This window comes from Geodermatophilus sp. SYSU D00710 (genome assembly GCF_054050195.1).
The window spans coordinates 1-23,432 of sequence record NZ_JBJGYX010000008.1 but is presented as its reverse complement, the minus strand read 5'-3'; the positions used below and the strand labels follow the sequence as shown (position 1 = coordinate 23,432).

27 protein-coding genes are annotated in these 23,432 nt (G+C 76.6%); 20 read left to right on the top strand and 7 right to left on the bottom strand.

What is annotated here, in order from left to right:
• Positions 1–432: 432 nt before the first annotated feature.
• The 3 genes from ACI78U_RS05440 to moeA are packed head-to-tail and all read right to left on the bottom strand — an operon-like array spanning position 433 to position 2,584.
• Positions 433–930: a MogA/MoaB family molybdenum cofactor biosynthesis protein gene (locus ACI78U_RS05440; protein ID WP_456874280.1), complete on the bottom strand. Its 498-nt coding sequence runs from the start codon at positions 928–930 to the stop codon at positions 433–435.
• The gene (moaC, locus tag ACI78U_RS05435; protein ID WP_456874279.1) at positions 927–1,394 is read right to left on the bottom strand and encodes a cyclic pyranopterin monophosphate synthase MoaC; all 468 of its coding nucleotides are present in this window, start codon (positions 1,392–1,394) and stop codon (positions 927–929) included. Before moaC ends, ACI78U_RS05440 begins: the two co-directional genes overlap by 4 nt.
• Complete coding sequence (moeA, locus tag ACI78U_RS05430; protein WP_456874278.1) at positions 1,391–2,584, bottom strand: molybdopterin molybdotransferase MoeA; 1,194 nt, start codon at positions 2,582–2,584, stop codon at positions 1,391–1,393. The genes moaC and moeA overlap by 4 nt, the downstream gene beginning before the upstream one ends.
• A gap of 68 nt (positions 2,585–2,652) precedes the next feature.
• Between moeA and ACI78U_RS05425 the strand changes: the two genes are divergently transcribed.
• From ACI78U_RS05425 to ACI78U_RS05375, 11 genes are all read left to right on the top strand, one after another.
• Entirely contained in the window at positions 2,653–3,624 is a 972-nt protein-coding gene (locus tag ACI78U_RS05425) for a PfkB family carbohydrate kinase (RefSeq protein ID WP_456874277.1), read from the top strand.
• A 73-nt stretch (positions 3,625–3,697) separates the two neighbouring features.
• Positions 3,698–4,183 (top strand): beta-class carbonic anhydrase, encoded by a 486-nt coding sequence (locus ACI78U_RS05420; protein WP_456874276.1) that lies wholly within the window; start codon positions 3,698–3,700, stop codon positions 4,181–4,183.
• Positions 4,184–4,245: 62 nt separating this feature from the next.
• Entirely contained in the window at positions 4,246–5,448 is a 1,203-nt protein-coding gene (locus tag ACI78U_RS05415; RefSeq protein WP_456874275.1) for a DUF7373 family lipoprotein, read from the top strand.
• A gap of 235 nt (positions 5,449–5,683) precedes the next feature.
• A complete protein-coding gene (gene rplM, locus ACI78U_RS05410; protein WP_456874274.1) occupies positions 5,684–6,127 on the top strand; it encodes a 50S ribosomal protein L13 in 444 nt (147 codons plus the stop codon).
• Positions 6,124–6,555, top strand: coding sequence for a 30S ribosomal protein S9 (gene rpsI, locus ACI78U_RS05405; RefSeq protein ID WP_456874273.1), 432 nt, complete (start codon positions 6,124–6,126; stop codon positions 6,553–6,555). Before rplM ends, rpsI begins: the two co-directional genes overlap by 4 nt.
• Before the next feature lie 11 nt (positions 6,556–6,566).
• Positions 6,567–7,910: a phosphoglucosamine mutase gene (gene glmM / locus ACI78U_RS05400; protein WP_456874272.1), complete on the top strand. Its 1,344-nt coding sequence runs from the start codon at positions 6,567–6,569 to the stop codon at positions 7,908–7,910.
• A 122-nt stretch (positions 7,911–8,032) separates the two neighbouring features.
• The gene (gene glmS / locus ACI78U_RS05395; protein ID WP_456874271.1) at positions 8,033–9,907 is read left to right on the top strand and encodes a glutamine--fructose-6-phosphate transaminase (isomerizing); all 1,875 of its coding nucleotides are present in this window, start codon (positions 8,033–8,035) and stop codon (positions 9,905–9,907) included.
• Positions 9,908–10,089: 182 nt separating this feature from the next.
• Positions 10,090–10,482 carry a holo-ACP synthase gene (locus ACI78U_RS05390; protein WP_456874270.1) on the top strand — a complete coding sequence of 131 codons (393 nt, stop codon included), beginning with the start codon at positions 10,090–10,092 and terminating at the stop codon, positions 10,480–10,482.
• Positions 10,479–11,933 (top strand): NAD(P)H-hydrate dehydratase, encoded by a 1,455-nt coding sequence (locus tag ACI78U_RS05385; RefSeq protein ID WP_456874269.1) that lies wholly within the window; start codon positions 10,479–10,481, stop codon positions 11,931–11,933. The genes ACI78U_RS05390 and ACI78U_RS05385 overlap by 4 nt, the downstream gene beginning before the upstream one ends.
• Complete coding sequence (alr, locus tag ACI78U_RS05380; protein WP_456874268.1) at positions 11,930–13,060, top strand: alanine racemase; 1,131 nt, start codon at positions 11,930–11,932, stop codon at positions 13,058–13,060. Before ACI78U_RS05385 ends, alr begins: the two co-directional genes overlap by 4 nt.
• Positions 13,060–14,289, top strand: coding sequence for an alpha/beta fold hydrolase (locus ACI78U_RS05375; RefSeq protein ID WP_456874267.1), 1,230 nt, complete (start codon positions 13,060–13,062; stop codon positions 14,287–14,289). Before alr ends, ACI78U_RS05375 begins: the two co-directional genes overlap by 1 nt.
• A 13-nt stretch (positions 14,290–14,302) precedes the next feature.
• Here the strand turns inward: ACI78U_RS05375 and ACI78U_RS05370 are convergent, their stop codons facing one another.
• Complete coding sequence (locus tag ACI78U_RS05370) at positions 14,303–14,860, bottom strand: TIGR04222 domain-containing membrane protein (RefSeq protein WP_456874266.1); 558 nt, start codon at positions 14,858–14,860, stop codon at positions 14,303–14,305.
• 105 nt (positions 14,861–14,965) lie between these two features.
• Between ACI78U_RS05370 and ACI78U_RS05365 the strand changes: the two genes are divergently transcribed.
• Genes ACI78U_RS05365 through tsaD form a run of 7 tightly spaced genes read left to right on the top strand, consistent with a single transcriptional unit; the run spans position 14,966 to position 19,090 of the window.
• Complete coding sequence (locus ACI78U_RS05365) at positions 14,966–15,595, top strand: uracil-DNA glycosylase (RefSeq protein ID WP_456874265.1); 630 nt, start codon at positions 14,966–14,968, stop codon at positions 15,593–15,595.
• Positions 15,592–16,041, top strand: coding sequence for a tRNA (adenosine(37)-N6)-threonylcarbamoyltransferase complex ATPase subunit type 1 TsaE (tsaE, locus tag ACI78U_RS05360; RefSeq protein WP_456874264.1), 450 nt, complete (start codon positions 15,592–15,594; stop codon positions 16,039–16,041). Before ACI78U_RS05365 ends, tsaE begins: the two co-directional genes overlap by 4 nt.
• Positions 16,038–16,547 carry a GNAT family N-acetyltransferase gene (locus tag ACI78U_RS05355; protein WP_456874263.1) on the top strand — a complete coding sequence of 170 codons (510 nt, stop codon included), beginning with the start codon at positions 16,038–16,040 and terminating at the stop codon, positions 16,545–16,547. Before tsaE ends, ACI78U_RS05355 begins: the two co-directional genes overlap by 4 nt.
• Positions 16,544–16,966, top strand: a complete 423-nt coding sequence (locus ACI78U_RS05350; protein ID WP_456874262.1) for an NUDIX domain-containing protein — start codon at positions 16,544–16,546, stop codon at positions 16,964–16,966. Before ACI78U_RS05355 ends, ACI78U_RS05350 begins: the two co-directional genes overlap by 4 nt.
• An 11-nt stretch (positions 16,967–16,977) precedes the next feature.
• Positions 16,978–17,616, top strand: a complete 639-nt coding sequence (gene tsaB / locus ACI78U_RS05345; RefSeq protein ID WP_456874261.1) for a tRNA (adenosine(37)-N6)-threonylcarbamoyltransferase complex dimerization subunit type 1 TsaB — start codon at positions 16,978–16,980, stop codon at positions 17,614–17,616.
• Positions 17,613–18,059, top strand: coding sequence for a ribosomal protein S18-alanine N-acetyltransferase (rimI, locus tag ACI78U_RS05340; RefSeq protein ID WP_456874260.1), 447 nt, complete (start codon positions 17,613–17,615; stop codon positions 18,057–18,059). Before tsaB ends, rimI begins: the two co-directional genes overlap by 4 nt.
• Positions 18,056–19,090 carry a tRNA (adenosine(37)-N6)-threonylcarbamoyltransferase complex transferase subunit TsaD gene (gene tsaD, locus ACI78U_RS05335; protein ID WP_456874259.1) on the top strand — a complete coding sequence of 345 codons (1,035 nt, stop codon included), beginning with the start codon at positions 18,056–18,058 and terminating at the stop codon, positions 19,088–19,090. Before rimI ends, tsaD begins: the two co-directional genes overlap by 4 nt.
• On the opposite strand, the gene ACI78U_RS05330 is transcribed toward tsaD, so the two are convergent.
• From ACI78U_RS05330 to ACI78U_RS05320, 3 genes are read right to left on the bottom strand one after another with little or no spacing between them, the layout of a single operon-like run.
• Entirely contained in the window at positions 19,080–19,574 is a 495-nt protein-coding gene (locus ACI78U_RS05330) for a Clp protease N-terminal domain-containing protein (RefSeq protein ID WP_456874258.1), read from the bottom strand. The two genes, tsaD and ACI78U_RS05330, sit on opposite strands and share 11 nt — an antisense overlap.
• Positions 19,574–19,816, bottom strand: coding sequence for an RNA polymerase subunit sigma-70 (locus tag ACI78U_RS05325; RefSeq protein ID WP_456874257.1), 243 nt, complete (start codon positions 19,814–19,816; stop codon positions 19,574–19,576). The genes ACI78U_RS05330 and ACI78U_RS05325 overlap by 1 nt, the downstream gene beginning before the upstream one ends.
• A 32-nt stretch (positions 19,817–19,848) precedes the next feature.
• The gene (locus ACI78U_RS05320) at positions 19,849–21,063 is read right to left on the bottom strand and encodes a THUMP-like domain-containing protein (protein WP_456874256.1); all 1,215 of its coding nucleotides are present in this window, start codon (positions 21,061–21,063) and stop codon (positions 19,849–19,851) included.
• A gap of 182 nt (positions 21,064–21,245) precedes the next feature.
• Here ACI78U_RS05320 and groES point away from each other — a divergent pair, with 182 nt between their 5' ends.
• The gene (groES, locus tag ACI78U_RS05315) at positions 21,246–21,554 is read left to right on the top strand and encodes a co-chaperone GroES (protein WP_110005357.1); all 309 of its coding nucleotides are present in this window, start codon (positions 21,246–21,248) and stop codon (positions 21,552–21,554) included.
• Between the two features lie 152 nt (positions 21,555–21,706).
• The gene (gene groL, locus ACI78U_RS05310) at positions 21,707–23,350 is read left to right on the top strand and encodes a chaperonin GroEL (RefSeq protein WP_456874255.1); all 1,644 of its coding nucleotides are present in this window, start codon (positions 21,707–21,709) and stop codon (positions 23,348–23,350) included.
• Positions 23,351–23,432: the final 82 nt, after the last annotated feature.

Sequence of the window (23,432 nt, the reverse complement as noted above, 5' to 3'; positions counted from 1 at the left end):
TCCTGCTGCCGGTAACGCGGCGCCGGCGCACACCCTCGCCGCAACGGGTCGGGGCAGGACGTCGAAGGCGACGAGGACGCCGTGCGGCAGCCGCTCGACCCCGGTCACCCGGCCGCGCGTGACCGGCACGGACACCGGGACGGCGACGTGCGGCTCCACCACGAGCAGTCCTCGACGCGGGACCGTCTCCCCGCCGGTCCACCACGCCGACGACCCGCCCCGGCGGAGCAACGTCCCGGACGCCCGTCCGAGGAGGGCCCGGTCCTCCCCGCCGAGGTCGACGGTGCGCGGGCTCCAGCGGATCCCGAAGGCGCCGGGGTGCCGGGGTCGTCGATCCACCGCAGCCGCCGGGAGCCGACGGCGCCGACGTCCGGCACCGGCTGACAGCACGCGATGTCGAGGTCGTCGACGAACGCTCGGACGTGCACCGGGTCAGGGCCGCGGGTGGTCGCCGCCGCGGAGCTGGCTGACCACGTGGGGGAGCAGCGGGCCGAGGACGGCCAGCCCGTCACGCACCCCGCCGGTGGAGCCGGGCAGGTTCACGATCAGCGTCCGCGCCGCGGTACCGGCGATCCCGCGCGAGAGCACCGACGTGGGCACGTTCCCCTCGCCGTAGCGGCGCACCGCCTCGGCCAGCCCCGGCGCCTCCCGCTCGACCACCGCCCGGGTCGCCTCGGGGGTGACGTCGGTGGGGGACAGGCCGGTGCCGCCGGTGGTGAGGACGACGTCGGCCCCGGACGCGACCGCCTCGCGGAGGACGGCGACCAGCGCGTCGACGTCGTCGGGGCGCACGTGCGGCCCGTCCACGGCGAACCCGAGCTCCCGCAGCCCCTCGGCCAGCGCCTGTCCGCTGCGGTCCTCGTAGACGCCGACCGACGCGCGGTTGGACGCGGTGACCACGACCGCCCGCGCGCCCTCGGGCAGGGTCACCGCCGCCACTCCCCGCTCTTGCCGCCGGACTTCGCCAGCAGCCGGACGTCGGTGATGGACGCCCGCGGGTCCACGGCCTTGACCATGTCGATGACGGTCAGCCCGGCGACGGCGACCGAGGTCAGCGCCTCCATCTCCACGCCGGTCCGGTCGGCGGTGCGCGCGGTGGCGGTGATCTCGACGGCGTCGTCGGCCACCGTGACGTCCACGGTCACACCGTGCAGCGCGATCGGGTGGCACAGCGGCACGAGGTCCGGCGTCCGCTTGGCCCCGGCGATGCCGGCGATCCGGGCGACCGCGACGGCGTCGCCCTTGGGCACGCCCTCGCCCCGCAGCAGTGCGACCACCTCGGGACTGACCAGCACCCGCCCGGCCGCGGTGGCCTCGCGGGCGGTGACCGGCTTGGCGGAGACGTCGACCATGCGCGCGGCGCCGGTCTCGTCGACGTGGGTCAGCTCGGTCACTGGAGCGCTCCTTCGATCAGGACGACGTCGACCGCGGCGCCCGCGGGCAGCTCGGTGACGTCCTCGGGCACGACGACCAGGCAGTTGGCGCGGGCGAGGTGGGCGACCAGGTGCGAGCCGGGCCCGCCGACCTGGGAGACGCGGCCGGCGTCGTAGCGGCCGCGGAGGAACTGGCGGCGCCCGGCGGGGGAGCGCAGCGGCGCGGTGAGCTCCGCGGGCGCCCGCAGCCGGCCCGGCGCGGCGTGGCCGAGCGCGCGGCGCAGCGCCGGCCGCACGAAGACCTCGAAGGACACGAACGAGCTCACCGGGTTGCCGGGGAGGGTCACCACGGGGACGCCGTCGACGGTGCCCGCGCCCTGCGGCCCGCCCGGCTGCATGGCCACCTTGACGAACTCGACGGTGCCCAGCGTGCCGAACGCGTCCTTGACCACCTCGTAGGCCCCGGCGCTCACGCCGCCGCTGGTGACCAGCAGGTCGGCGTCGGCGAGCTCGGCGCGCACGGTGGTGAGGAACTGGCCGACGTCGTCGGGCACGAAGTGCAGCCGCCGCGCGGTGCCGCCGGCGTCCTCGACTGCCGCGCACAGCAGCAGCGAGTTGGACTCGTACACCTGCCCGGGCAGCAGCGGCTCACCCGGCTCGACCAGCTCGCTGCCGGTGGAGAGCACCAGCACCCGCGGCCGGCGGCGCACCCACAGCGTCCGCGCGCCCACGGCGGCGGCCAGCCCGAGCTGGGCGGCTCCCAGCGGGCTCCCGGCCTCCAGCGCGACGGTGCCCGCGGTGATGTCCTCCCCGGCCCGGCGCAGGTGGGTGCCGGCGGCGGGCGCGTCGCGGATCTCGACGACGTCGGTGGCGGCGTCGGTCAGCTCCACCGGCACGACCACGTCGGCACCCGGCGGCAGCAGCGCGCCGGTCATGATCCGCTGCACCGTCCCGGCGCGGAGCGGCACGACGTCGGTGCGGCCGGCGGGGACGTCGTCGGCGACCGGCAGCCGGACGGGCAGGCCGGCGAGCTCCGCCGAGCGCGCGGCGTAGCCGTCCATCGCCGAGTTGTCGAAGCCGGGCAGCGGCACGCCGGCGGTCACGTCACGGGCGAGCACGCGGCCGTGCGCCGCGGCCAGCGGCACCTCCTCCTCCCCGAGGGGGGCGAGCAGGGCGGCCACCGCCGCCTGGTGTTCCTCGACCGTGCGCACCCGGCCATCCTGGCCGATGGGCCCCCGCCCGGCTGGCGGGCCCCGGGCGTCGCGGGGAGCGTGGGGGCGTGACCGGCGTCGTGGTCCTGGGACAGGTCGGGCGGGACCTCGTCCTGCGGGTCGGTGGACTGCCGGAGGCCGGCGGGTCGGCGGACGTCGTCGAGCGGCGGGAGGTCCTCGGCGGGAAGGGCGCGAACCAGGCCGTGGCGCTGGCCCAGCTCGGCGTGAGCGTGGCGCTGGTGGGTGTGGTGGGCGACGACGCCGCGGGCGCCGACGTGACCGCCGCGGCGCGGGCGGACGGCATCGACGTCGGCTGCGTGACCCGGCGCGCCCGGGTGGCGACCGCGCTGCTCGTCGACGTCGTGGAGGACGGCGGCCGCCGCCGGCTGCTCGAGGACGTGCCCGACGGCGTGCTGCTGACCGCCGACGACGTCGCCGCGGCCGCCGGCCCGGTGACCGGCTGCCGAGCGCTGTCCCTGCAGCTGCAGCAGCCGGGGGAGGCGGTGCGCGCGGCGCTGCGGCTGGCCCGCCCCGACGCGCTCGTCGTCGCCGACGGCGCGCCGGCCGACGACGCCACCCGCGCGGCGCTGCTGGACCGCGCCACCGTCCTGCGTGCCGACGCGCAGGAGGCGGGGCTGCTGGTCGGCCGCGCCCTCCCTGGGGTCGACGACGTCCGCGCCGCGGCCCGGGAGCTGGTGGCGGCCGGGCCCCGCCTGGTCGCGCTGTCGGCCGGCGACGACGGTGAGGTGGTGGCCTGGCGGGGCGGTCGCCCGCCGGTGGGCCGGGGTGCGGACTGGCCGCCCGACGGGGTGGTCCGGGTGCCGCTGTCGGACACCGAGCCCGTCGACCCGACCGGCGGCGGGGACGCCTTCGTCGCGGCGCTGACCGCCGCGCTGCTCGACGGCGCCTCCCCGACCGGGGCGGCGCGGGCGGCCTCGGCCGCGGGCACGCTGACGGTGCAGCGGCTCGGTGGCCGCCCGGCACTGATCGCGGACGCGCTCGCCGCACAGGTCGCCCGCGAACGCGTGGCCGAGGCATAGGAAGCTCTCCCCACGTCCGCGCGCCCCAGACGTGCGGAGAGCTTCCCATGCCTGACACGAGAGGAGCCGCCACGTGGCCGAGTACGAGCGGATGCTGGTCGCCAACGAGCAGTGGGCCCGGGACTTCGGCGGCGAGTTGCCCGTGGCGCCGGCGCGCAGGGTCGCCGTCGTCGCCTGCATGGACTCCCGGATGCCGCTGTTCCCGCTCCTGGGTCTGGCCGTGGGTGACGCGCACGTCATCCGCAACGCCGGCGGCGTGGTCACCGACGACACGATCCGCTCGCTGACCATCTCCCAGCACCTGCTCGGGACCCGCGAGATCGTGCTGGTCCACCACACCGACTGCGGCCTGCAGAAGACCGACGACGCCTCCTTCGCCGACCTCGTCGAGCGGGCCACCGGTGCCCGCCCGCCGTGGCCGGCGCGGGCGTTCACCGACGTCGACGAGGACGTCCGCGAGTCGATCCGGCTGCTGCAGGAGAGCCCGTTCCTGCTGTCGAAGGAGATCTGCGGGACCGTCTACGACGTGTCGACCGGACGGCTCCGCCGCATCGACTGAGATCGGCCCGGCAGGCGCAGGAGGCACCACCAGGGCCGTCGCCGCCCCTATCCTCCGCGCCCGTGGCAGGGACGCGGGGACGCGGGACGGCGGTCGCCCTGGTGGCGGGGGTGCTGCTGGCGGGGTGCACGAGCACGGTGAGCGGGACGGCGACGCCGCTCGCGAGCGCACCGCCCTCGACGAGCGAGCCGCCCGCGGAGACGACGCCGGCGCAGCCGCCGGCCGACGTCACCCCTGCGCCCCGGCCCGGCGTCGGCACGCTGGTGGAGTCGCACCGGATCGCGTCGGTGACCTCCCTGGTGCAGGTCACCTTCCCGGAGCGGACCGACACCTGCTTCCCGTCGGGCCCCTGGAGCAACGCGGCCGCGCTGGACGAGGCCTACTTCGGCACCGGGACGGCCGGGGCGGTCCTCGACCGCTGGGGCTTCGTCACCGCCTGGGGCCAGTGCAACACCGACCCCGCCGACGGACGCAGCACGCTGACGATGGTGGCCGAGCTGTCCGACCCCGAGTCGGCGCGGCGGGCGGCGGCCGAGCTCGCGGAGGACCAGGTCGCCGCGGGCTACGCGCCCGTCGAGGTGCCCGGCCTCGACGGCGAGGTGGTGCTGCAGGAGGACGGCGGGGAGGACCTCGTCCAGGCGTTCGTGCCGGTCGGCCGGATGCTGGCCTACGCCTTCCACGTCACCGGCGCCGGCCGCGGACCCGACGAGGTGGGCCGGCTCCTCACCGACCAGCTGGGGCTGCTGCAGGGCTTCGCGCCCACCCCGCAGGACCAGGTGCCCTCGCTGCCGGTCGACCCCGACGGGCTGCAGCAGCTCACCCTGGACCCGCCGGGGGACCCCACCGACTTCTCCGGTCCCTACGACCTCGAGGGCTACCTGCGGCTGGCCATCGACCCGGTCCGCGAGCGCGACCTGCTCACCGCCAACGGCTTCCGCGGCTTCTACTCCAAGCAGGCCGACGAGGCCGACCTCAGCTACGCCGTGGCGCTGTACGCCTTCCCGTCGTCGGAGCAGACCAACACCGTGTACACGGCCTTCGCCGAGCTGGAGCAGGCCGAGTTCGGCGGCACGCCCTTCACCCTGCCGTCCATCCCCGAGGCGCCGTGCTTCTGGTTCGAGTCGGCGGACGGCTTCTACCAGCGCTGCTACGTCGGCTACGGCAGCCACCTGGCCAGCGTCGACGTCCTGGGCCTGACGGCGGCCGACGACGTCGCGGCGATGGAGCGGCTGCTGCCGGCCCAGCGGGACCTCATCGACGGTTGAAGTCGAAGGACCCCGTCCTCCTCACCCCTCGCACGCTCGGGGCGAGCCTCTGGACGGGGCCGTTCCAGCACGTCACCCGGGGCCGTTCCGGCACGTCGCGGCGGCCCTGCGGGCCGCTGGTATCGTAGTCGGCTGGTGCGCGGCCGCCGGCTGGTGCGCGCGCGCCGCTCCGTCTCCCGTGCTCGGTGAGGCGATCCCACCAGCCGCCCCGACGACGACGGAGGACACGAGCGCCGTGCGCACGTACTCACCCAAGCCCGGCGAGGTCGACCGCGCCTGGCACGTCATCGACGCCACCGACGTGGTGCTCGGTCGACTCGCCAGCCAGATCGCGACCCTGCTGCGCGGCAAGCACAAGCCCCAGTTCGCCCCGCACGTGGACGTCGGCGACTTCGTCGTCGTCGTGAACGCGGGCAAGGTCGCCCTGACCGGCTCCAAGCGGGACCAGAAGACCGCCTACCGGCACTCGGGCTACCCCGGCGGCCTGCGGGCGATCAACGTCGGCGACCAGATCCGCACGCACCCCGACCGGGTCGTCGAGCGCGCCGTCAAGGGCATGCTGCCGCACAACAGCCTCGGCCGGCAGATGATCAAGAAGCTGAAGGTGTACGCGGGTCCCGAGCACCCGCACGCCGCCCAGCAGCCCCAGACCTTCGAGATCAAGCAGGTGGCCCAGTGACCACGCCCATGACCGCGGCTCCGACCGTGACCGACGCCGAGGGGCGTCCGGTGCAGACCGTCGGCCGGCGCAAGGAGGCGATCGTCCGCGTGCGGCTCGTGCCGGGCACCGGCCAGTTCCGTCTCAACGGCCGCACCCTCGAGCAGTACTTCCCGAACAAGGTCCACCAGCAGCTCATCCGTGAGCCGTTCGTGACCCTCGAGAAGGCCGAGCAGTACGACGTCGTCGGCATCCTCAAGGGGGGCGGCGTCACCGGCCAGGCCGGCGCGCTGCGCCTGGCCATCGCCCGCGCCCTCATCGAGGTCGAGGCCGAGGACCGTCCCGCGCTGAAGAAGGCCGGCTTCCTCACCCGCGACGCCCGGGTCAAGGAGCGCAAGAAGTACGGCCTCAAGAAGGCCCGCAAGGCGCCTCAGTACTCGAAGCGCTGACCGGCACCGCCGTGGGTCGCCTCTTCGGGACCGACGGCGTCCGGGGTCGGGCCAACGCCGACCTCACGCCGGAGTTGGCCCTCTCGGTGGCCCGTGCGGCCGCCGGTGTGCTCGCCGACCGCGACGGGACCTCGCGTCCCGTCGCGGTCGTCGGCCGCGACCCCCGCGCCAGCGGGGAGATGCTCGAGGCCGCCGTGGTCGCGGGCCTGGCCAGCGCCGGCGCCGAGGTGCTGCGCGTGGGCGTGCTCCCGACGCCGGCCGTCGCCTTCCTCACCGCCGAGACCGGCGCCGACCTCGGCGTCATGATCTCGGCGAGCCACAATCCGATGCCCGACAACGGCATCAAGCTGTTCAGCCGCGGCGGTCACAAGCTGCCCGACGCGGTCGAGGCGGCCATCGAGTCGACCGTCCTGGCCGGCGACACGGCCGGGCACCGGCCCTCGGGGGCCGACATCGGCCGGGTCCGCGACCTGCCCGGCGGCGCCGCCGACTACGCCGCGCACCTGCTCTCGACGCTGCCGTCCCCGGTCTCCGGGCTGCGCCTGGTCGTCGACTGCGCGCACGGGTCGGCCGCCACCTGCGCCCCCGACGTCTACCGCCGGGCCGGCGCCGACGTCACCGTCATCGGCGGCGAGCCGGACGGCTGGAACACCAACGACGGCGTCGGGTCCACCCACCTGGGTCCGCTCACCGAGGCGGTCCGGGCCAGTGGCGCCGACCTCGGCATCGCCCACGACGGCGACGCCGACCGCTGCCTGGCCGTCACCGCAGCGGGCGAGGTGGTCGACGGCGACGCGATCCTCGCCGTCTGCGCGCTCGGCCTCAAGGAGCGCGGCGCGCTGGCGGCGGACACCGTCGTCGCCACCGTGATGAGCAACCTCGGCTTCCACCACACGATGCGCGACGCCGGCATCGCGGTGCACACCACCGCCGTCGGCGACCGCTACGTGCTGGAGGCCCTGCGCGCCCACGGGCTCTCCCTCGGCGGTGAGCAGAGCGGCCACCTGGTCTTCCTCGACCACGCCACCACCGGCGACGGCCTGCTCACCGGGCTGGCGCTGCTCTCTCGCATGTCGGCCACCGGGGCCTCGCTGGCCGAGCTCGCCTCGGTGGTGCAGCGGCTGCCGCAGACCCTGGTCAACGTGCCGGTCCGCGACCGCATCACCGTCGTCGAGAGCGACACCGTGGCCGCCGCGGTCAACGCGGCCGAGGAGGAGCTCGGCGACGACGGCCGGGTGCTGCTGCGCCCGTCGGGCACCGAGCAGCTGGTGCGCGTGATGGTCGAGGCGCCCACCCAGGAGCAGGCCGACGGGATCGCCCAGCGGCTGGCGGGGGTCGTCGCCGCCGTCGGCTGAGCCGGGGTCCCTGGCCGGGCCGCGTGTCGGGTGTCGGTGCCCGTGGGACGGCTGGGGCGGCCGGCCGGTCTCACACCTCGGAGGGACGGATCGGTCCACCACCGCCGGTACCCTCGGTCCACATGTGCGGCATCGTCGGATACGTCGGCCCGAAGAACGCCCTCGACGTCGTCCTCGAGGGCCTGCGGCGGCTCGAGTACCGGGGATACGACTCCGCGGGCGTGGCCGTCCGGGTGGGCGGCCCCGACTCCGGTGAGCTGGCCGCGGCCAAGAAGGCGGGCAAGCTCGCCAACCTCGAGAAGGTGCTGGCCGACGGGCCGCTACCGGAGTCGACGATCGGCATCGGGCACACCCGGTGGGCCACCCACGGCGGGCCCACCGACCGCAACGCCCACCCGCACCTGTCCGCCGACGGGCGGGTGGCCGTGATCCACAACGGGATCATCGAGAACTTCGCGGCGCTGCGCGCCGAGTGCGAGGCCGCCGGGGTGGAGTTCCGCTCCGAGACCGACACCGAGGTCGTCGCCCACCTGCTGGCCGCCGTCTACCGCGACCTGCCCGCCGGCGCCGGCCGGCTGGCCGAGGCGCTGCGCGCCGTCTCCCGCCGGCTGGAGGGCGCCTTCACGCTGGTCGCCGCGCACGCCGACGAGCCCGACACGCTGGTCGCCTCGCGCCGCAACAGCCCGCTGGTGGTCGGCGTCGGCGACGGCGAGTACTTCCTCGGGTCCGACGTCGCGGCCTTCATCGCGCACACCCGGGAGGCGCGCGAGCTCGGGCAGGACCAGGTCGTGGAGATCGACCGCACCCGGGGGGTGAGCGTCACCGACTTCGACGGCGCCCCCGCCGAGCCGGTGGCCTACACCGTCGACTGGGACGCGGCCGCCGCGGAGAAGGGCGGCCACGACTGGTTCATGCTCAAGGAGATCGCCGAGCAGCCGCAGGCCGTCGCCGACACCCTGCTCGGCCGGCTCGGCGACGACGGCGAGCTCGTGCTCGACGAGGTCCGGCTCTCCGACCAGGACCTGCGCGACATCGACAAGGTCTTCGTCGTCTCCTGCGGCACCAGCTACCACGCCGGGCTGATCGCCAAGTACGCCATCGAGCACTGGACCCGCATCCCGGTCGAGGTCGAGGTCGCCAGCGAGTTCCGGTACCGCGACCCGGTCCTGGACCGCTCGACGCTGGTCGTCGTCATCAGCCAGTCCGGCGAGACGATGGACACCCTCATGGCGCTGCGGCACGCCAAGGACCAGAAGGCCCGCGTCCTGGCCATCTGCAACGTCAACGGCTCGACGATCCCGCGCGAGTCCGACGCCGTGCTCTACACGCACGCCGGCCCGGAGATCGCCGTCGCCTCGACCAAGAGCTTCCTGGCGCAGATCGTCGCCTGCTACCTCGTCGGGCTGTTCCTGGCCCAGGTGCGCGGCATCAAGTACGCCGACGAGGTCGCCGCGATCGTGCACGAGCTGCAGAAGCTGCCCGAGGCCGTCGCGCAGGTGCTCACCCAGATGGAGCCGGTGCGCGAGCTCGGCCGGTCGCTGGCCGACGCCGGCACCATCCTGTTCCTCGGCCGGCACGTGGGCTTCCCCGTGGCGCTGGAGGGGGCGCTCAAGCTCAAGGAGCTCGCCTACATCCACGCCGAGGGGTTCGCCGCCGGCGAGCTCAAGCACGGCCCGATCGCGGTGGTCGACGAGGGCACCCCGGTGGTGGTCATCGCGCCCTCGCCGCGCGGGCGCAGCCTGCTGCACGGCAAGGTCGTCTCCAACATCCAGGAGGTCCGGGCCCGCGGCGCGCGCACGATCGTCATCGCCGAGGAGGGCGACGACGACGTCGTCCCCTATGCCGACCACCTCATCCGGGTGCCGCGGACGCCGACCCTGCTGGCCCCCGTGGTCACCACCGTGCCGCTGCAGATCCTCGCCTGCGAGATCGCCGACACCCGCGGCTTCGACGTCGACCAGCCGCGCAACCTGGCCAAGAGCGTCACCGTCGAGTGAGGCCCGCGCGCACGATCAGGTGACCTGATCGTGCGGCGTCCTCCCTCACCGCCGGCCGTGAGGGAGGACGCGCTGCGGTGCGGGAGGACGCGCTGCGGTGCGGGAGGACGCGTGCGGTGAGCCAGGACCCGCTGCGGTGAGCCAGGACGGCGCGATCCGCGGCCGCACGGCAGACTGACCGGGTGATCATCGGGGTCGGGATCGACGTGGTCCCCGTGACCCGCTTCGCCGAGTCGCTGGTCCGCACCCCGGGACTGCGCGACCGGCTGTTCACCGAGGCCGAGCAGACCACCCCGCACGGGACCGAGCGCTCCGCCGAGTCCCTCGCCGCGCGGTTCGCCGCGAAGGAGGCGGTGGCCAAGACGCTCGGCGCGCCCGGCGCCCTGCGCTGGCACGACGTCGAGGTGACCGTCGGCGACCACGGCCGGCCGCACCTGGAGGTCCGCGGCACGGTCGCCGCGCGGGCCGCCGAGCTGGGCATCACCCGCTGGCACCTGTCGCTCAGCCACGACGGCGGGATCGCCTCGGCGGTGGTCGTCGGTGAGGGCGGGCCCGCGCCGGAGGGCGCGCCGTGATCGGCCTGTCCACCGTCGCCGAGGTGCGCGCCGCGGAGGACGTGCTGCTGGCCGCCACCCGCGAGGGCGCGCTCATGCAGCGCGCGGCCACCGGGCTGGCCACCGTCTGCCTGCGGCTGCTCGGCCGGGCACACGGCACCCGCGTCATGCTGCTGGTCGGCGGCGGCAACAACGGCGGCGACGCGCTGTTCGCCGGCGCGCACCTGGCCGCCCGCGGTGCCCGGGTCACCGCCGTCCTGCTCGACGCCGCCCGCGCCCACCCCGCCGGGCTGGCCGCGCTGCACCGCGCCGGCGGCCGGGTCACCGGACCCGACCGCGCCGACGGGCTCGACCGCGCCGACCTCGTGCTCGACGGGATCGTCGGCATCGGCGGCCGCGGCGGGCTGCGCCCCGACGCCGCGTGGCTGGCGGAGCGGGCGGCCACCGGCCCGGGGCTGACCGTCGCCGTCGACGTCCCGAGCGGCGTCGACGCCGACACCGGCGCGGTGGAGGGCGCGGCGTTCCCCGCGGTGCACACGGTCACCTTCGGCGCGGTCAAGCCCGGCCTGGTCACCGGGGCGGGCCGCGGGTACGCCGGCACGGTGCACCTGGTCGACATCGGCCTGGGCCCGCACCTGGCCCCGGCCCGGGCGCACCAGCTCACCGACGCCGACGTCGCCGCGCACCTGCAGCCGCCCGGCGCCACCGACGACAAGTACTCCACCGGCGTGGTCGGCGTGGCCGCAGGCTCCGCCGCCTACCCCGGCGCCGGGGTGCTCTGCACCGGGGCGGCGCTGCGCACGCGGCCGGGCCTGGTCCGCTACGCCGGCACCGCGGGCGACGCGGTGCGCGCGGCGTGGCCGGAGGCGATCGTCACCGACGGCCGGCCCGGTGACGCCGGGCGGGTGCAGGCCTGGGTGGTCGGCCCGGGCGCCGGCACCGACGACGCCGCCCGCGACGTGCTGGCCGAGGTGCTGGCCACCGACCTGCCCGTCGTGGTCGACGCCGACGCGCTGACGCTGGCCGCCCGCGAGCCGGAGCTGGTCCGCGGCCGGGAGGCCCCCACCGTGCTCACCCCGCACGACCGCGAGTTCGCCCGCTTCGGCGTCCCGGTGGGCCCCGACCGGATCGGCAGCGCCCGCCGGCTGGCCGCCGACCTCGGCGCCGTCGTCCTGCTCAAGGGCGACGCCACCGTCGTCGCCGACCCGGACGGGACCGCCTACGTCAACGCGCCCGGCACCTCGGACCTCGCCACCGCCGGCAGCGGCGACGTGCTGTCCGGCATCCTCGGCTCGCTGCTGGCCACCGGCGCGCCCGCCGCGCGGACCGCCGCGGCCGCCGCGCACCTGCACGGCCGGGCCGGGCAGGTCGCCGCCGAGCGGGGGCCGATCGTGTCCGGCGACCTGGTCCGGCGGCTCCCCGAGGCGGTGCGCCGGGTCCGCGGTCCCGGCCTGGGACACTGGGGGGTGTGAACGCACCCCGGGCCGAGGTGGTCGTCGACCTCGACGCGATCGCGGCCAACACCGCCGTGCTGCGCGAGCGGGTCGGCCGGCCGCTCATGGCGGTGGTCAAGGCCGACGGCTACGGGCACGGCCTGGTCCCCGCCGCCCGCGCGGTGCTGGCCGGGGGCGCCGACCAGCTCGGCGTCGCGGTGCTCGAGGAGGCGCTGGCGCTGCGCGCGGCCGGGGTGCGCGCGCCGCTGCTGGCCTGGCTGCACACGCCCGGCACCGACTTCACCCCGGCGCTGGAGGCCGACGTCGAGCTGTCGGTCAACGCCGAGTGGGGTCTGGCCGAGGTGGTCGACGCCGCCCGCGCCACCGGCCGGACCGCCCGGCTGCACCTGTTCGTCGACACCGGCCTGTCCCGCGAGGGCGCCACGGTGGCCGACTGGCCCGCCCTGGTCGCCGCGGCCGCCCGCGCGCAGGCCGACGGCGAGGTCGAGATCGTCGGGCTGTGGAGCCACATGGCCTACGCCGACGCGCCCACCCACCCGACGATCGGCGCCCAGGTCCGGCTGTTCGAGGAGGCTCTCGGCATCGCGTCGGCCGCCGGGCTGCGCGGCCGCCGGCACCTGGCCAACTCCGCGGCCACCGTCGCGCTGCCCGACACGTGGTACGACATGGTCCGCCCCGGCATCGCCCTCTACGGCCTGGACCCGCTCGGCGGCGACCCCGCGGCCCACGGCCTGCGGCCGGCGATGACCGTGCGCGCCCGGGTGGCGCTGACCAAGCGGGTCCCCGCCGGCGCGGGCGTCTCCTACGGCCACACCTACGCCCCGGCCACCGACACCACGCTGGCCCTGGTGCCGGTCGGCTACGCCGACGGCGTGCCCCGGGCCGCCGGCAACCGTGCACCGGTGCTCGCCGGCGGCGCGCAGCGCACCATCGCCGGGCGGGTGTGCATGGACCAGTTCGTCCTCGACGTCGGCGACGCCGCCGTGGCGGCGGGCGACGAGGTGGTCCTGTGGGGTCCCGGTGACGGCGGCGAGCCGACCGCGCAGCAGTGGGCCGACGCGGTCGACACCATCCACTACGAGCTGGTGACCCGGGTCGGGGGGCGCTTCACCCGCCGCCACGTCGGGTCCGCGGGAGCGATCTGATGGCACAGCGGCACGTCCTGTCCCGGCTGCGGCGGGCGCCGGAGCCCAGGACGGGCCTCGCCGGCGCGCTCGAGCGGCACCCCGCGGCCGGCGTCGCCGGTGCCGTCGTCGGCCTGGCGGCAGCGACCACCGCCGTCGGCGTGGCCGTGGCCCGGATCGCCACCCGCCGGGTGCGGGCCGAGCGGCTCAGCCCGGGCGGCGCGCTGCCCGAGGGCGCCAGCGACGCCGACCTGCGCGAGGACGACCCGCTCGGTGCCGCGTCCCGCCGGGCCGACCGCACCGCGCTGGTGCAGGCCGACGACGGCGTGCTGCTGGCGGTGGAGGAGGTCGGCCCGCTCGACGCGCCGGTGACGGTCGTCTTCGTGCACGGCTACACGCTGTCGATGGCGTCGTGGACCTTCCAGCGGCGGGCCCTGGGCGCCGAGCTCGCCACGGCCAACGGCCACCGGCCCGCGGCGCGGCTGGTCTTCTACGACCAGCGCGGCCACGGGTCCTCCTCGCGCGGGCCGGCCGAGAACTCCACCATCGAGCAGCTCGCCCGCGACCTCGCCGCGGTGCTGGAGGCGCGGGTGCCCACCGGGCCGGTCGTGCTCGTCGGCCACTCGATGGGCGGGATGACCGTCATGGGCCTGGCCGCGCTGCACCCCGAGCTGTTCGGCACCACGGTGACCGGGGCGGCCCTGGTGTCGACGTCGAGCGGCAACCTCGCCGACCTCGACTTCGGCCTGCCCGAGTTCCTCACCCGCGTCCGCGCGGCCGTGCTGCCCATCGCGGCGTTCACCATGCGTCGCCGGCCGGCCTTCGCCGAGCGCACCCGCCGGCTGGCCGCCGACGTCGTCTCGGCGGCCACCTGGTCGCTGTCGTTCGCCTCCACCGACGTCGACCCGCGGCTGGGCCGCTACGTCGACGCGATGATCGCCGGCACCCCGGTCGACGTGATCGCCGAGTTCTACCCGGCGCTGGCCGGCCTCGACCAGACCGGTGCGCTCGAGCCGCTGCGCGCGGTACCGACGCTGGTGCTCACCGGGGACGCGGACAAGCTCATCCCGATGGCGCACAGCGACACCCTGGTCGAGCTGCTGGGCGGGGAGGGGCCGGGGGTCGAGTACGTCGTCGTCCCCGAGGCCGGGCACCTGGTGCCGCTGGAGAAGTCCGAGGAGGTGACCCGCGCGCTGGGCCGACTGGTGCGCCGGGTGGCCGCCGGGGTCGCCGGGCGCGTCCTGGACTGAGGGCCGCTGCCGGCTACTGGAGGTGTCCGTCGAGGGCCCGCCCGAGCAGCCGGTCGCGGGTCCGCCGGGCGACGTCGCAGCCGTCGGCGTAGGACAGCACCCACGGGGAGACCCCGCTGTCGGGGAGCACCGGCCGCGGCGGCGGCTCCAGGACCGCCTCGCGCAGCGCGGGGTCGGCGATCCGCTCCCGCCCGTCGAGCGCGACGTGCAGCACCGGCCCGACGTCGGCGGCCCGGGCCCGCAGGAGCACCTGGCGTCCGGCGGCGGTGCGGCGGGCCAGCCGTCCGAGCAGCCGCCGGTCGCGCAGCGCCCGGACGATGCCGGTGACCCGCTCATCGGCCAGCGCGCGCCAGCGCACCGTCTCGACCGAGCGGCGTCCCCGGCCGCCGACGGCGTCGAGGACGGCGGCCTCGACCGGGTGGCGCCTCCGCGGGTCGACCACCTGCAGCTCCCCGGGCGCGACCGCGCGGACCCGGCCGGTCACCAGCAGCGCCACCAGGGCCGTGTCGACGACCCGCTGCGGACCCCCGGCGAGGCAGGCGACGTCGTACACGTCCGGTTGCGACGTCATGGCGGCTCCTCCCGGCGTGGGGTCCCCCGCGGAGAACGGTGACAGGCCGGGCGCGCACGCGGAAGCCCTCGGGCCACGGCGGGACGCCCGCCGTAGGGTCGGTGCGTGGCCGCTCCCCGTCCGCCCCGGTTCGACGCCACGGCCGAGGAGGTCGCCCGCACCGCCGCGGCGGCCGCCGACTGGGACGCGCTCGCCGCGGCCGCCGTCCCCTGCGTGGCCTGCCCGGAGCTGGCCGCCACCCGGCAGCACGTCGTGGTCGGGGACCCGCCGGCGCGCGGCCGGGCCCGCTTCGCCCTGGTCGGCGAGGCGCCCGGCGCCACCGAGGACGACAGCGGCCGGCCGTTCGTCGGGAGGTCGGGGCAGCTGCTGGACCTGCTGCTCGGCGAGGCCGGTCTCGACCGCGCCGAGGCCGCCGTGCTGAACGTCGTGAAGTGCCGTCCGCCGGGCAACCGCACGCCGAAGACGCCGGAGGTGACCCGCTGCAGCGGCTGGCTGCGCCGCCAGCTCGAGCTGCTCGACCCGCCGGTCGTCGTCGCGCTCGGGCTGTCGTCGGCCAAGTGGTTCCTCGGGCCGCGGACGGTGCTCGCCGAGGCCCGCGGCCGCCCGCACGACGTCGACGGCCGCGCCGTCTGGGCCACCTACCACCCCTCGGCGGCGATCCGGTTCGGCCCGTCCGGGGCGCCGCGCGCCGGGCTGCTGGCCGACCTCACCGCCGTCGCGGCGAGCCTGCGGTGAGGCGCGAGCACGTCCTGCCCACGGTCGACGACACCCGGGGGCTGGGCGCCGCGCTCGCCGCCGTCGTGGCGCCCGGGGACCTGCTGGTCCTCACCGGGCCGCTCGGCGCCGGCAAGACCGCGCTCACCCAGGGCCTGGGCGCCGCGCTCGGCGTGACCGAGCCGGTCACCTCGCCCACGTTCGTCATCGCCCGCGTGCACCGCGGCGGGCGGCTGCCGCTGGTGCACGTCGACGCCTACCGCCTCGGCGGCGTCGCCGACGTCGACGACCTCGACCTCGACGCCTCGACCGAGGAGTCGGTGACCGTCGTCGAGTGGGGTGCCGGGCTGGTCGAGCAGCTCGCCGACGAGCACCTGGAGGTGCGCCTGGACCGGCGCGACGACGACGTCCGCACCGCCGTGCTCGTGCCGCGCGGCGCCGGCTGGGAAGCCCGGCTGGACGCGTGACCCCGCAGGTGGAGGTGCTCGCCCTCTCCGGCCCGGTGTTCACCGCCCTGGCCGACGGCGACCTCGCCGCCGCCGGCGCCGCCGCTCCGGTGCCGCTGCCGCCGGCGTTCGCCGACCCCGACTGGGCGCCGGTCTGGCGGATACGGGCCGCGCAGGTCGCCGCCGACCCCGCCGTGGCGTCCTGGGTGACCGGCGTGATCTGGGACCCCGCCCGGCGCCTCGCCGTGGGACGGGCCGGGTTCCACGGCCCGCCGGACGCCCAGGGCGTGGTCGAGATCGGCTATGCCGTGCTGCCCGAGCACCGGCGCCGCGGCTACGCGCGGGCGGCGCTGACGGTGCTGCTCGACCGCGCCCGCCGCGAGCCGGCCGTGCGGGTGGTCCGGCTCTCGATCGCCCCGGACAACGCGGCCTCCCTGGCGGTGGCGCGCCCGTTCGGCTTCGTCGAGGTGGGCGAGGAGGTCGACGAGGTCGACGGCCTCGAGATCGTGCACGAGCTCCCGGTGTGAGCGCTCCGGCCCACTCCGTCGTCGCCGGGGTGCTCGTCCGCGGCTCCGCCGTGCTGATGGGGCACCGGTCGCCGGGCCGGCGCTGGTACCCGGGCGTGTGGGACTTCCCGGGCGGGCACGTCGAGCCGGGGGAGGACGAGGCGGCCGCGCTGGCCAGGGAGCTGCGCGAGGAGCTCGGCGTGACCCCGCGGGAGACCCACCTGGTCCTGGTCGTCGACGACGGCGACCTGCACCTCGCGCTGTGGGCGGTCCGCGCCTGGGACGGCGAACCGCGCAACCTGCGGCCGCACGAGCACGACGAGCTGCGCTGGGTGACCGCCGCGGACCTCCCGAGGCTGCGCCTGGCACACGCCGCCTGGGCCGACGTCGTCCGCCGGCTGGCCGGTGCAGCCGGTGGGTCCGGGCGGACACCGGACTAACCTCGGCGGTCGTGCTCGTCCTCGCCCTCGACACCGCGACCCCCACGCTGGTCGCCGGCGTCGCCCGCCACGCGTCCGGCGGGGACGCCGAGGTGCTCGCCGAGCGCACGGTGCCCTCAGGCAACCGGCACGCCGAGCTGCTCGTCCCCACCGTGCGCGCGGCGCTGGCCGACGCCGGTCTCGCGCTGGCCGACGTGGCCGCCGTCGTCGCCGGGCTCGGTCCGGGGCCGTTCACCGGGCTGCGCGTCGGCGTGGTCACCGCCGCCGCGCTCGCCGACGCCTGCGGCATCCCCGCGGTCGGCGTCTGCTCGCTGGACGCCGTCGGGTCGGGCGCGCGGACGGTGGTCACCGACGCCCGGCGCCGGGAGGTCTACTGGGCCGCCTACGACGCCGCCGGCGCGCGGGTCGACGGGCCCGGCGTGGCCCGCCCCGAGGAGGCCCGGTTCCCCGGCCCGCTCGTCGGCGACCCGCGGTTCGCCGAGCGGCTGGGGGCGCCGGTGGAGCCCGCCGAGGTGACCACGGCCGGGCTGCTGCGGGCCGCGGCGTCCCTGCTCGACGACCCGCCGTCCGCCGGGCCGTTCGTCCCGCTCTACCTGCGCCGGCCCGACGCGGTCCCGCCGACGTCGTTCAAGCCGGTGACCACGACGTGAGGGTGCGGCTGCGGCCGATGCGGCTGGCCGACCTCGACGCCGTCCTGGCGCTGGAGGAGCAGCTCTTCGCCCCCGACACGTGGACCCGCGCGATGTACCGGGACGAGCTCGCGCGGACCGACACCAGGCACTACCTGGTCGCCGAGGACGGCGACGACGTCGTCGGTTACGCCGGGCTCATCGCCTACGACGACGAGGCGCACGTGGCCACCATCGGCGTCGCGGGCGCCCGCCAGGGCGAGGGGATCGGCGCGCTGCTGCTCGACGCGCTGCTCGCCGAGGCCGACCGCCGCAGCCCGGTCGTGCTGCTCGAGGTCCGCGCCGACAACGAGCGGGCGCAGGAGCTCTACCGGCGGCGCGGGTTCACCGAGATCGGCCGGCGCCGGGGTTACTACCAGCCCAGCAACACCGACGCGGTCGTCATGAGACGGGAGAAGCGGTGAGCGCCCCCCTGGTCATCGGGTTCGAGACCTCCTGCGACGAGACCGGCGTCGGCGTCGTCCGCGGCCACACGCTGCTGGCCGACGCGCTCGCCACCTCGGTCGCCGAGCACGAGCGCTTCGGCGGCGTCGTGCCGGAGATCGCCTCGCGGGCGCACCTGGAGGCGATGGTCCCGACCGTGCACCGCGCCCTGGCCGACGCCGGGGTGTCGGCGTCCGACGTCGACGCCGTGGCCGTCACCGCGGGCCCCGGCCTGACCGGCGCGCTGCTGGTCGGGCTGGCCGCGGCCAAGGCGTACGCGCTCGCGCTGGACAAGCCGCTGTACGGCGTCAACCACCTCGCCGCGCACGTCGCCGTCGACGAGCTGCAGCACGGTCCGCTGGCCGAGCCGTCGCTGGCGCTGCTGGTCTCCGGCGGGCACAGCTCGCTGCTGCTCGTGCCCGACCTCGCCCGCGAGGTCACCTCGCTGGGCCGCACGATCGACGACGCCGCCGGCGAGGCCTTCGACAAGGTCGCCCGGGTGCTGGGCCTGCCCTTCCCCGGCGGGCCGCCGATCGACCGCGCCGCCCGCGAGGGCGACCCCGCCGCCATCGACTTCCCGCGCGGGCTCACCGGCCCCCGCGATGCGCCCTACGACTTCAGCTTCTCCGGGCTCAAGACCGCCGTCGCCCGCTGGGTGGAGGCCCGCCGGAAGGCCGGCGAGCCGGTGCCCGTCGCCGACGTCGCGGCGTCGTTCCAGGAGGCGGTGGCCGACGTGCTGACCGTCAAGGCCGTGCGCGCCTGCCGCGAGCACGGCGTCGACCACCTGGTGCTCGGCGGGGGAGTGGCGGCCAACTCGCGGCTGCGGGCGCTGGCCGAGGAGCGCTGCGCCGCGGCCGGGATCGTGCTGCGGGTGCCCAGCCCGAAGCTGTGCACCGACAACGGCGCGATGGTCGCCGCGCTCGGCTCGCGACTGGTCGCCGCCGGCGTCGCGCCGTCGGCGCCCGACCTCGGCGCCGACAGCTCGCTGCCGATCGACGCCGTCACCGTCTGAGGGCCGCCTCCGCGCGGGCGGCGTCGCGCAGCCGGTCGCGGTCGACGCCGAGGGCGGACAGCGCGCGGACGACGGTGCCGCGCTCGAGGTCGCACACCGCGGCGACGACGTGCGCGCCGCGCAGCGGGGAACGCGCCGCCTTCGCAGCCGTGACCGCCGCCCGGAAGACCTGCTGCGCCTGCGGGGTCGAGCGCATCGGGCCGGTGGCCGGACCGCGCAGGCCCGCGTCCCCGGCGGCGGCGCCGACCCCGACCGACGTGAGCGCGGCCGCGTGCGCGGCCTCGACCGCACCCCGCAGGCGGGCGGCGTCGACCCCGACGCGGGCGAGTGCGGCGGCGGCCGTGCCGTCGGGCAGGGCGGTGGCCGCGAGCAGCAGGTGCTCGGGTCCGGGGGTCGCCTCCCCGGCGCCGCGCGCCTCGGCCTCGGCGCCGGTGAGCAGCACCCGCACCGTCCGCAGGTCCCGTACCGCGGTGACGATCCCCATCAGCCCTCTCCTCCTGGTCGGTGCCCGCGCCGCGCGCGGACCTCGGCGGCGAACCTCTTGTGGGCGGCCTGCGCGCTGATCCCGAGCGCCTCGCCGACCTGGGCCCACGTCCACCCCTGGCCGACCGCCTCGACCACCGCCTCGACCTCCAGCCGGCTCGCCAGCCGGCGCAGGGCGACGACGGCGGCGAGCGCCGCCTCCGGGTCCTCGGGACCCGGGACGTCGACCGGTTCGACCGCCACGTCGTCAATTTAGGTTGATGGCGGCGGGCTCGTCAACCTGGGTTGACGACATCGCACACGAGGGCGGTCGGGGCGCCGGCCACCCGGGTGACGACGACCGTGGCCGTCGCCGCGCCGGGTCCGCGCACCTGGCGGGACAGGGTCTCGGGCTCGATGGGCGAGCCGCGCTTCTTCACCACCACCCGGCCGACCCCGCGCGCCCGCAGCAGCGCCCGCAGCCGCTTGAGGTTGAACGGCAGCACCTCCTCGACCCGGTGGGAGTGCACCCACGGGGAGCCGGCGGCCGCGTCCGAGGTCAGGTAGGCGATCGTCGGGTCGACCAGCGTCGCGCCGAGGTCGGCGGCGACCAGCGACACCAGCCCGGAGCGGATGACGGCGGGGTCGGGCTCGTGCAGCCACCCGCGCACCGGTCCGGTGGGCGCCGGGCCGGGGTCGGCGTCCGCGGTCAGCTCGGACACCGCGCCGTCGCGGACGACGGTCGCCCGCCGCCACACCGTCGAGACCCCGCGGCCCCACAGCAGCGCCTCGACGATCGACCCGCGCACCGACACCCACTCGGCCTCGACGCCCCCCGGCACCCGCTCGTGGTCCAGCCCCGGCGCCACCTTGACCACCGCGCGCGGCACCCGGTCGAGCAGCTCGGCCACCGTCGACCAGGGCGGCGACCACCGGTCGGGGTCGAGCTGCCGGCGTCCCGCGGACCGCCGGGCGGGGTCGAGGACGGCGGCGCCGCAGCCGGCCACCTCTCCGCCGCGGGCGGCGCCGACCAGCTCCACCACGTCACCGGCGACCACCCACACGTCGCCGTCGACACCGAGCGCGGCGGCGTTGGCGGCGGTCAGCTCCCGGGCCACCGGGTCGCGGTCGACGGCGAGCACCCGCGCCCCGGCCCGCGCGAGCGCGACCGTGTCGGTGCCCGCGGCGCAGCCGAGGTCGGCCACGGAGTCGGTGCCGTCGGCGAGCAGCCGGGTGGCGCGGCGCGCGGCGAGCTCGGGGCGGCCGGCCTGCTCGAGGGTGTCGGCGGTGAGGAACAGCCGGTCGGCGTCGGTACCGAACACCGGCCGGGCCCGTGCCCGCAACCGGGCCAGCTCCCACGCCGGCCCGGCCAGCTCCGGTCCCACCTCGGCACGCAGCCGGGCCACGCCGGTGAGCACGTCGGCGCCCTCGGCCAGCAGCGCCGCCGCGCGGGCGGTGGCGGCCGCGCCGCCGGGTGCGCGCAGGAGGGCCAGCACCCCGTCGTCGGACACCTCGCCAGCCTCCCGCAGCGCCCGGCCGCCCGGGTGGTGGACCCGGTTGAGTGGCTGGCACTCTCGTGGGTAGAGTGCCAATCGACACGGGCAGGCGCCTGATCCCCGCGACGGCAGGCCCGGCCCCCGTGCCACTGCATGTGAGACCACCAGCCGTCCGATCCCGAAGGGGGCGTCACCTCGTGACGACCGCTACCAAGGTCAACATCAAGCCGCTCGAGGACCGCGTCGTCGTCCAGGCCAACGAGGCCGAGACCACCACCGCCTCCGGCCTGGTCATCCCGGACACCGCCAAGGAGAAGCCGCAGGAGGGCACGGTCATCGCCGTGGGCCCCGGCCGCATCGACGACAACGGCAACCGCGTCCCGCTCGACGTCAACGTCGGCGACGTCGTCATCTACTCGAAGTACGGCGGCACCGAGGTCAAGTACGCCGGCGAGGAGTACCTGGTGCTCTCCGCCCGCGACCTGCTCGCCGTCGTGGAGAAGTAGAAGGACCTCGTCCTCCTCGTCCCCCGCACGCTCGGGACGAGCCTCTGGACGAGGCCGTTCCAGCACGGCACCCGACCGCCCCGGCGACCCGAATGACCGGGTCCCGGGGCGGTCGTCGTCTCACCCCGTAGCGATCTGATCGGAAGGGCCCCATGGCCAAGATCATCAAGTTCAACGAGGACGCCCGCCGCGCGCTCGAGCGCGGCGTCGACAAGCTCGCCGACGCCGTCAAGGTGACCCTCGGCCCGCGCGGTCGCAACGTCGTCCTCGACAAGAAGTTCGGCGCCCCGACCATCACCAACGACGGCGTCACCATCGCCCGCGAGGTCGAGCTCGAGGACCCCTACGAGAACCTCGGCGCGCAGCTGGCCAAGAACGTCGCCACCAAGACCAACGACGTCGCCGGTGACGGCACCACCACCGCCACGGTGCTGGCCCAGGCGCTGGTCAAGGAGGGCATGCGCAACGTCGCCGCGGGCGCCAACCCGATGGCGCTGGGCCGGGGCATGCGCGCCGCCGTCGACGCGGTGTCGGCGGCCCTCGACGAGGTCGCCACCCCGGTCGAGGAGCAGGCGGCCATCGCCGGCGTCGCCACCATCTCCGCCCAGGACGCCGAGGTCGGTGCCCTGATCGGTGAGGCGATGGAGAAGGTGGGCAAGGACGGTGTGATCACCGTCGAGGAGAGCTCCACCATGTCGACCGACCTCGACGTCACCGAGGGCGTGCAGTTCGACAAGGGCTACCTCTCGCCGTACTTCATCACCGACCAGGAGGCGATGGAGGCCGTCCTCGAGGACGCCCTCGTCCTGCTCGTGCAGGGCAAGGTCGGCGCGCTGGCCGACCTGCTGCCGCTGCTGGAGAAGGTCCTCGGCAACGGCGCCCGCCCGCTGCTGATCGTGGCCGAGGACGTCGAGGGCGAGGCGCTGTCCACCCTCGTCGTCAACTCGATCCGCAGGACGATCCGCGTGGTCGCGGTCAAGTCGCCCTACTTCGGGGACCGCCGCAAGGCCTTCATGACCGACCTCGCCATCGTCACCGGCGGCCAGGTCGTCAGCGAGGACGTCGGCCTCAAGCTCGACCAGGTCGGCCTCGAGGTGCTCGGCACCGCCCGCCGCGTGACGGTCACGAAGGACACCACCACGATCGTCGACGGCGGCGGCACGGCCGGCGCCATCTCCGACCGGGTCGCCCAGATCCGCCGCGAGATCGAGGCCACCGATTCCGACTGGGACCGCGAGAAGCTGCAGGAGCGGCTGGCCAAGCTGGCCGGCGGCATCGGCGTCATCCGGGTCGGCGCGGCCACCGAGGTCGAGCTCAAGGAGCGCAAGCACCGCATCGAGGACGCCATCGCCGCCACCCGCGCCGCGGTGGAGGAGGGCGTCGTCCCCGGCGGCGGCTCCGCGCTGGTGCACGCCGCGGCCGCGGTCGACGCGCTCGGCCTCTCCGGTGACGAGCTGACCGGCGCCCGCTCGGTGCAGCGTGCGCTGGAGGCCCCGCTGGCCCGCATCGCCGACAACGCCGGCTTCGAGGGCCGCGTCGTCGTCAGCAAGGTCCGTGACCTCGGCGTGAGCCAGGGCTTCAACGCCGCCACCGGCGAGTACGGCGACCTGGCCGCCCAGGGCGTCATCGACCCGGTCAAGGTCACCAAGGCCGCGCTGGGCAACGCCGCGTCGATCGCGGCGATGGTGCTGACCACCGACTCCGCCGTCGTCGAGGCGCCGGAGGAGGAGCACGAGCACGCGGGGGCCGGGCACCACACCCACGGCCACTCGCACGGTCACGGCCACAGCCACTGAGGTCGCCGCCGCCGGTCGATGATCAGCTGACCTGATCGTGGCGCGTCCTCCCTCACCGCCCACCGTGAGGGAGGACGCCCGG

Excerpts from the sequence above, each read along its gene's own strand:
- glmS (WP_456874271.1), top strand. The coding sequence starts at position 8,033 with ATGTGCGGCATCGTCGGATACGTCGGCCCGAAGAACGCCCTCGACGTC.
- ACI78U_RS05375 (WP_456874267.1), top strand. The coding sequence starts at position 13,060 with ATGGCACAGCGGCACGTCCTGTCCCGGCTGCGGCGGGCGCCGGAGCCC.
- ACI78U_RS05370 (WP_456874266.1), bottom strand. The coding sequence starts at position 14,860 with ATGACGTCGCAACCGGACGTGTACGACGTCGCCTGCCTCGCCGGGGGT.
- ACI78U_RS05330 (WP_456874258.1), bottom strand. The coding sequence starts at position 19,574 with ATGGGGATCGTCACCGCGGTACGGGACCTGCGGACGGTGCGGGTGCTG.
- groL (WP_456874255.1), top strand. The coding sequence starts at position 21,707 with ATGGCCAAGATCATCAAGTTCAACGAGGACGCCCGCCGCGCGCTCGAG.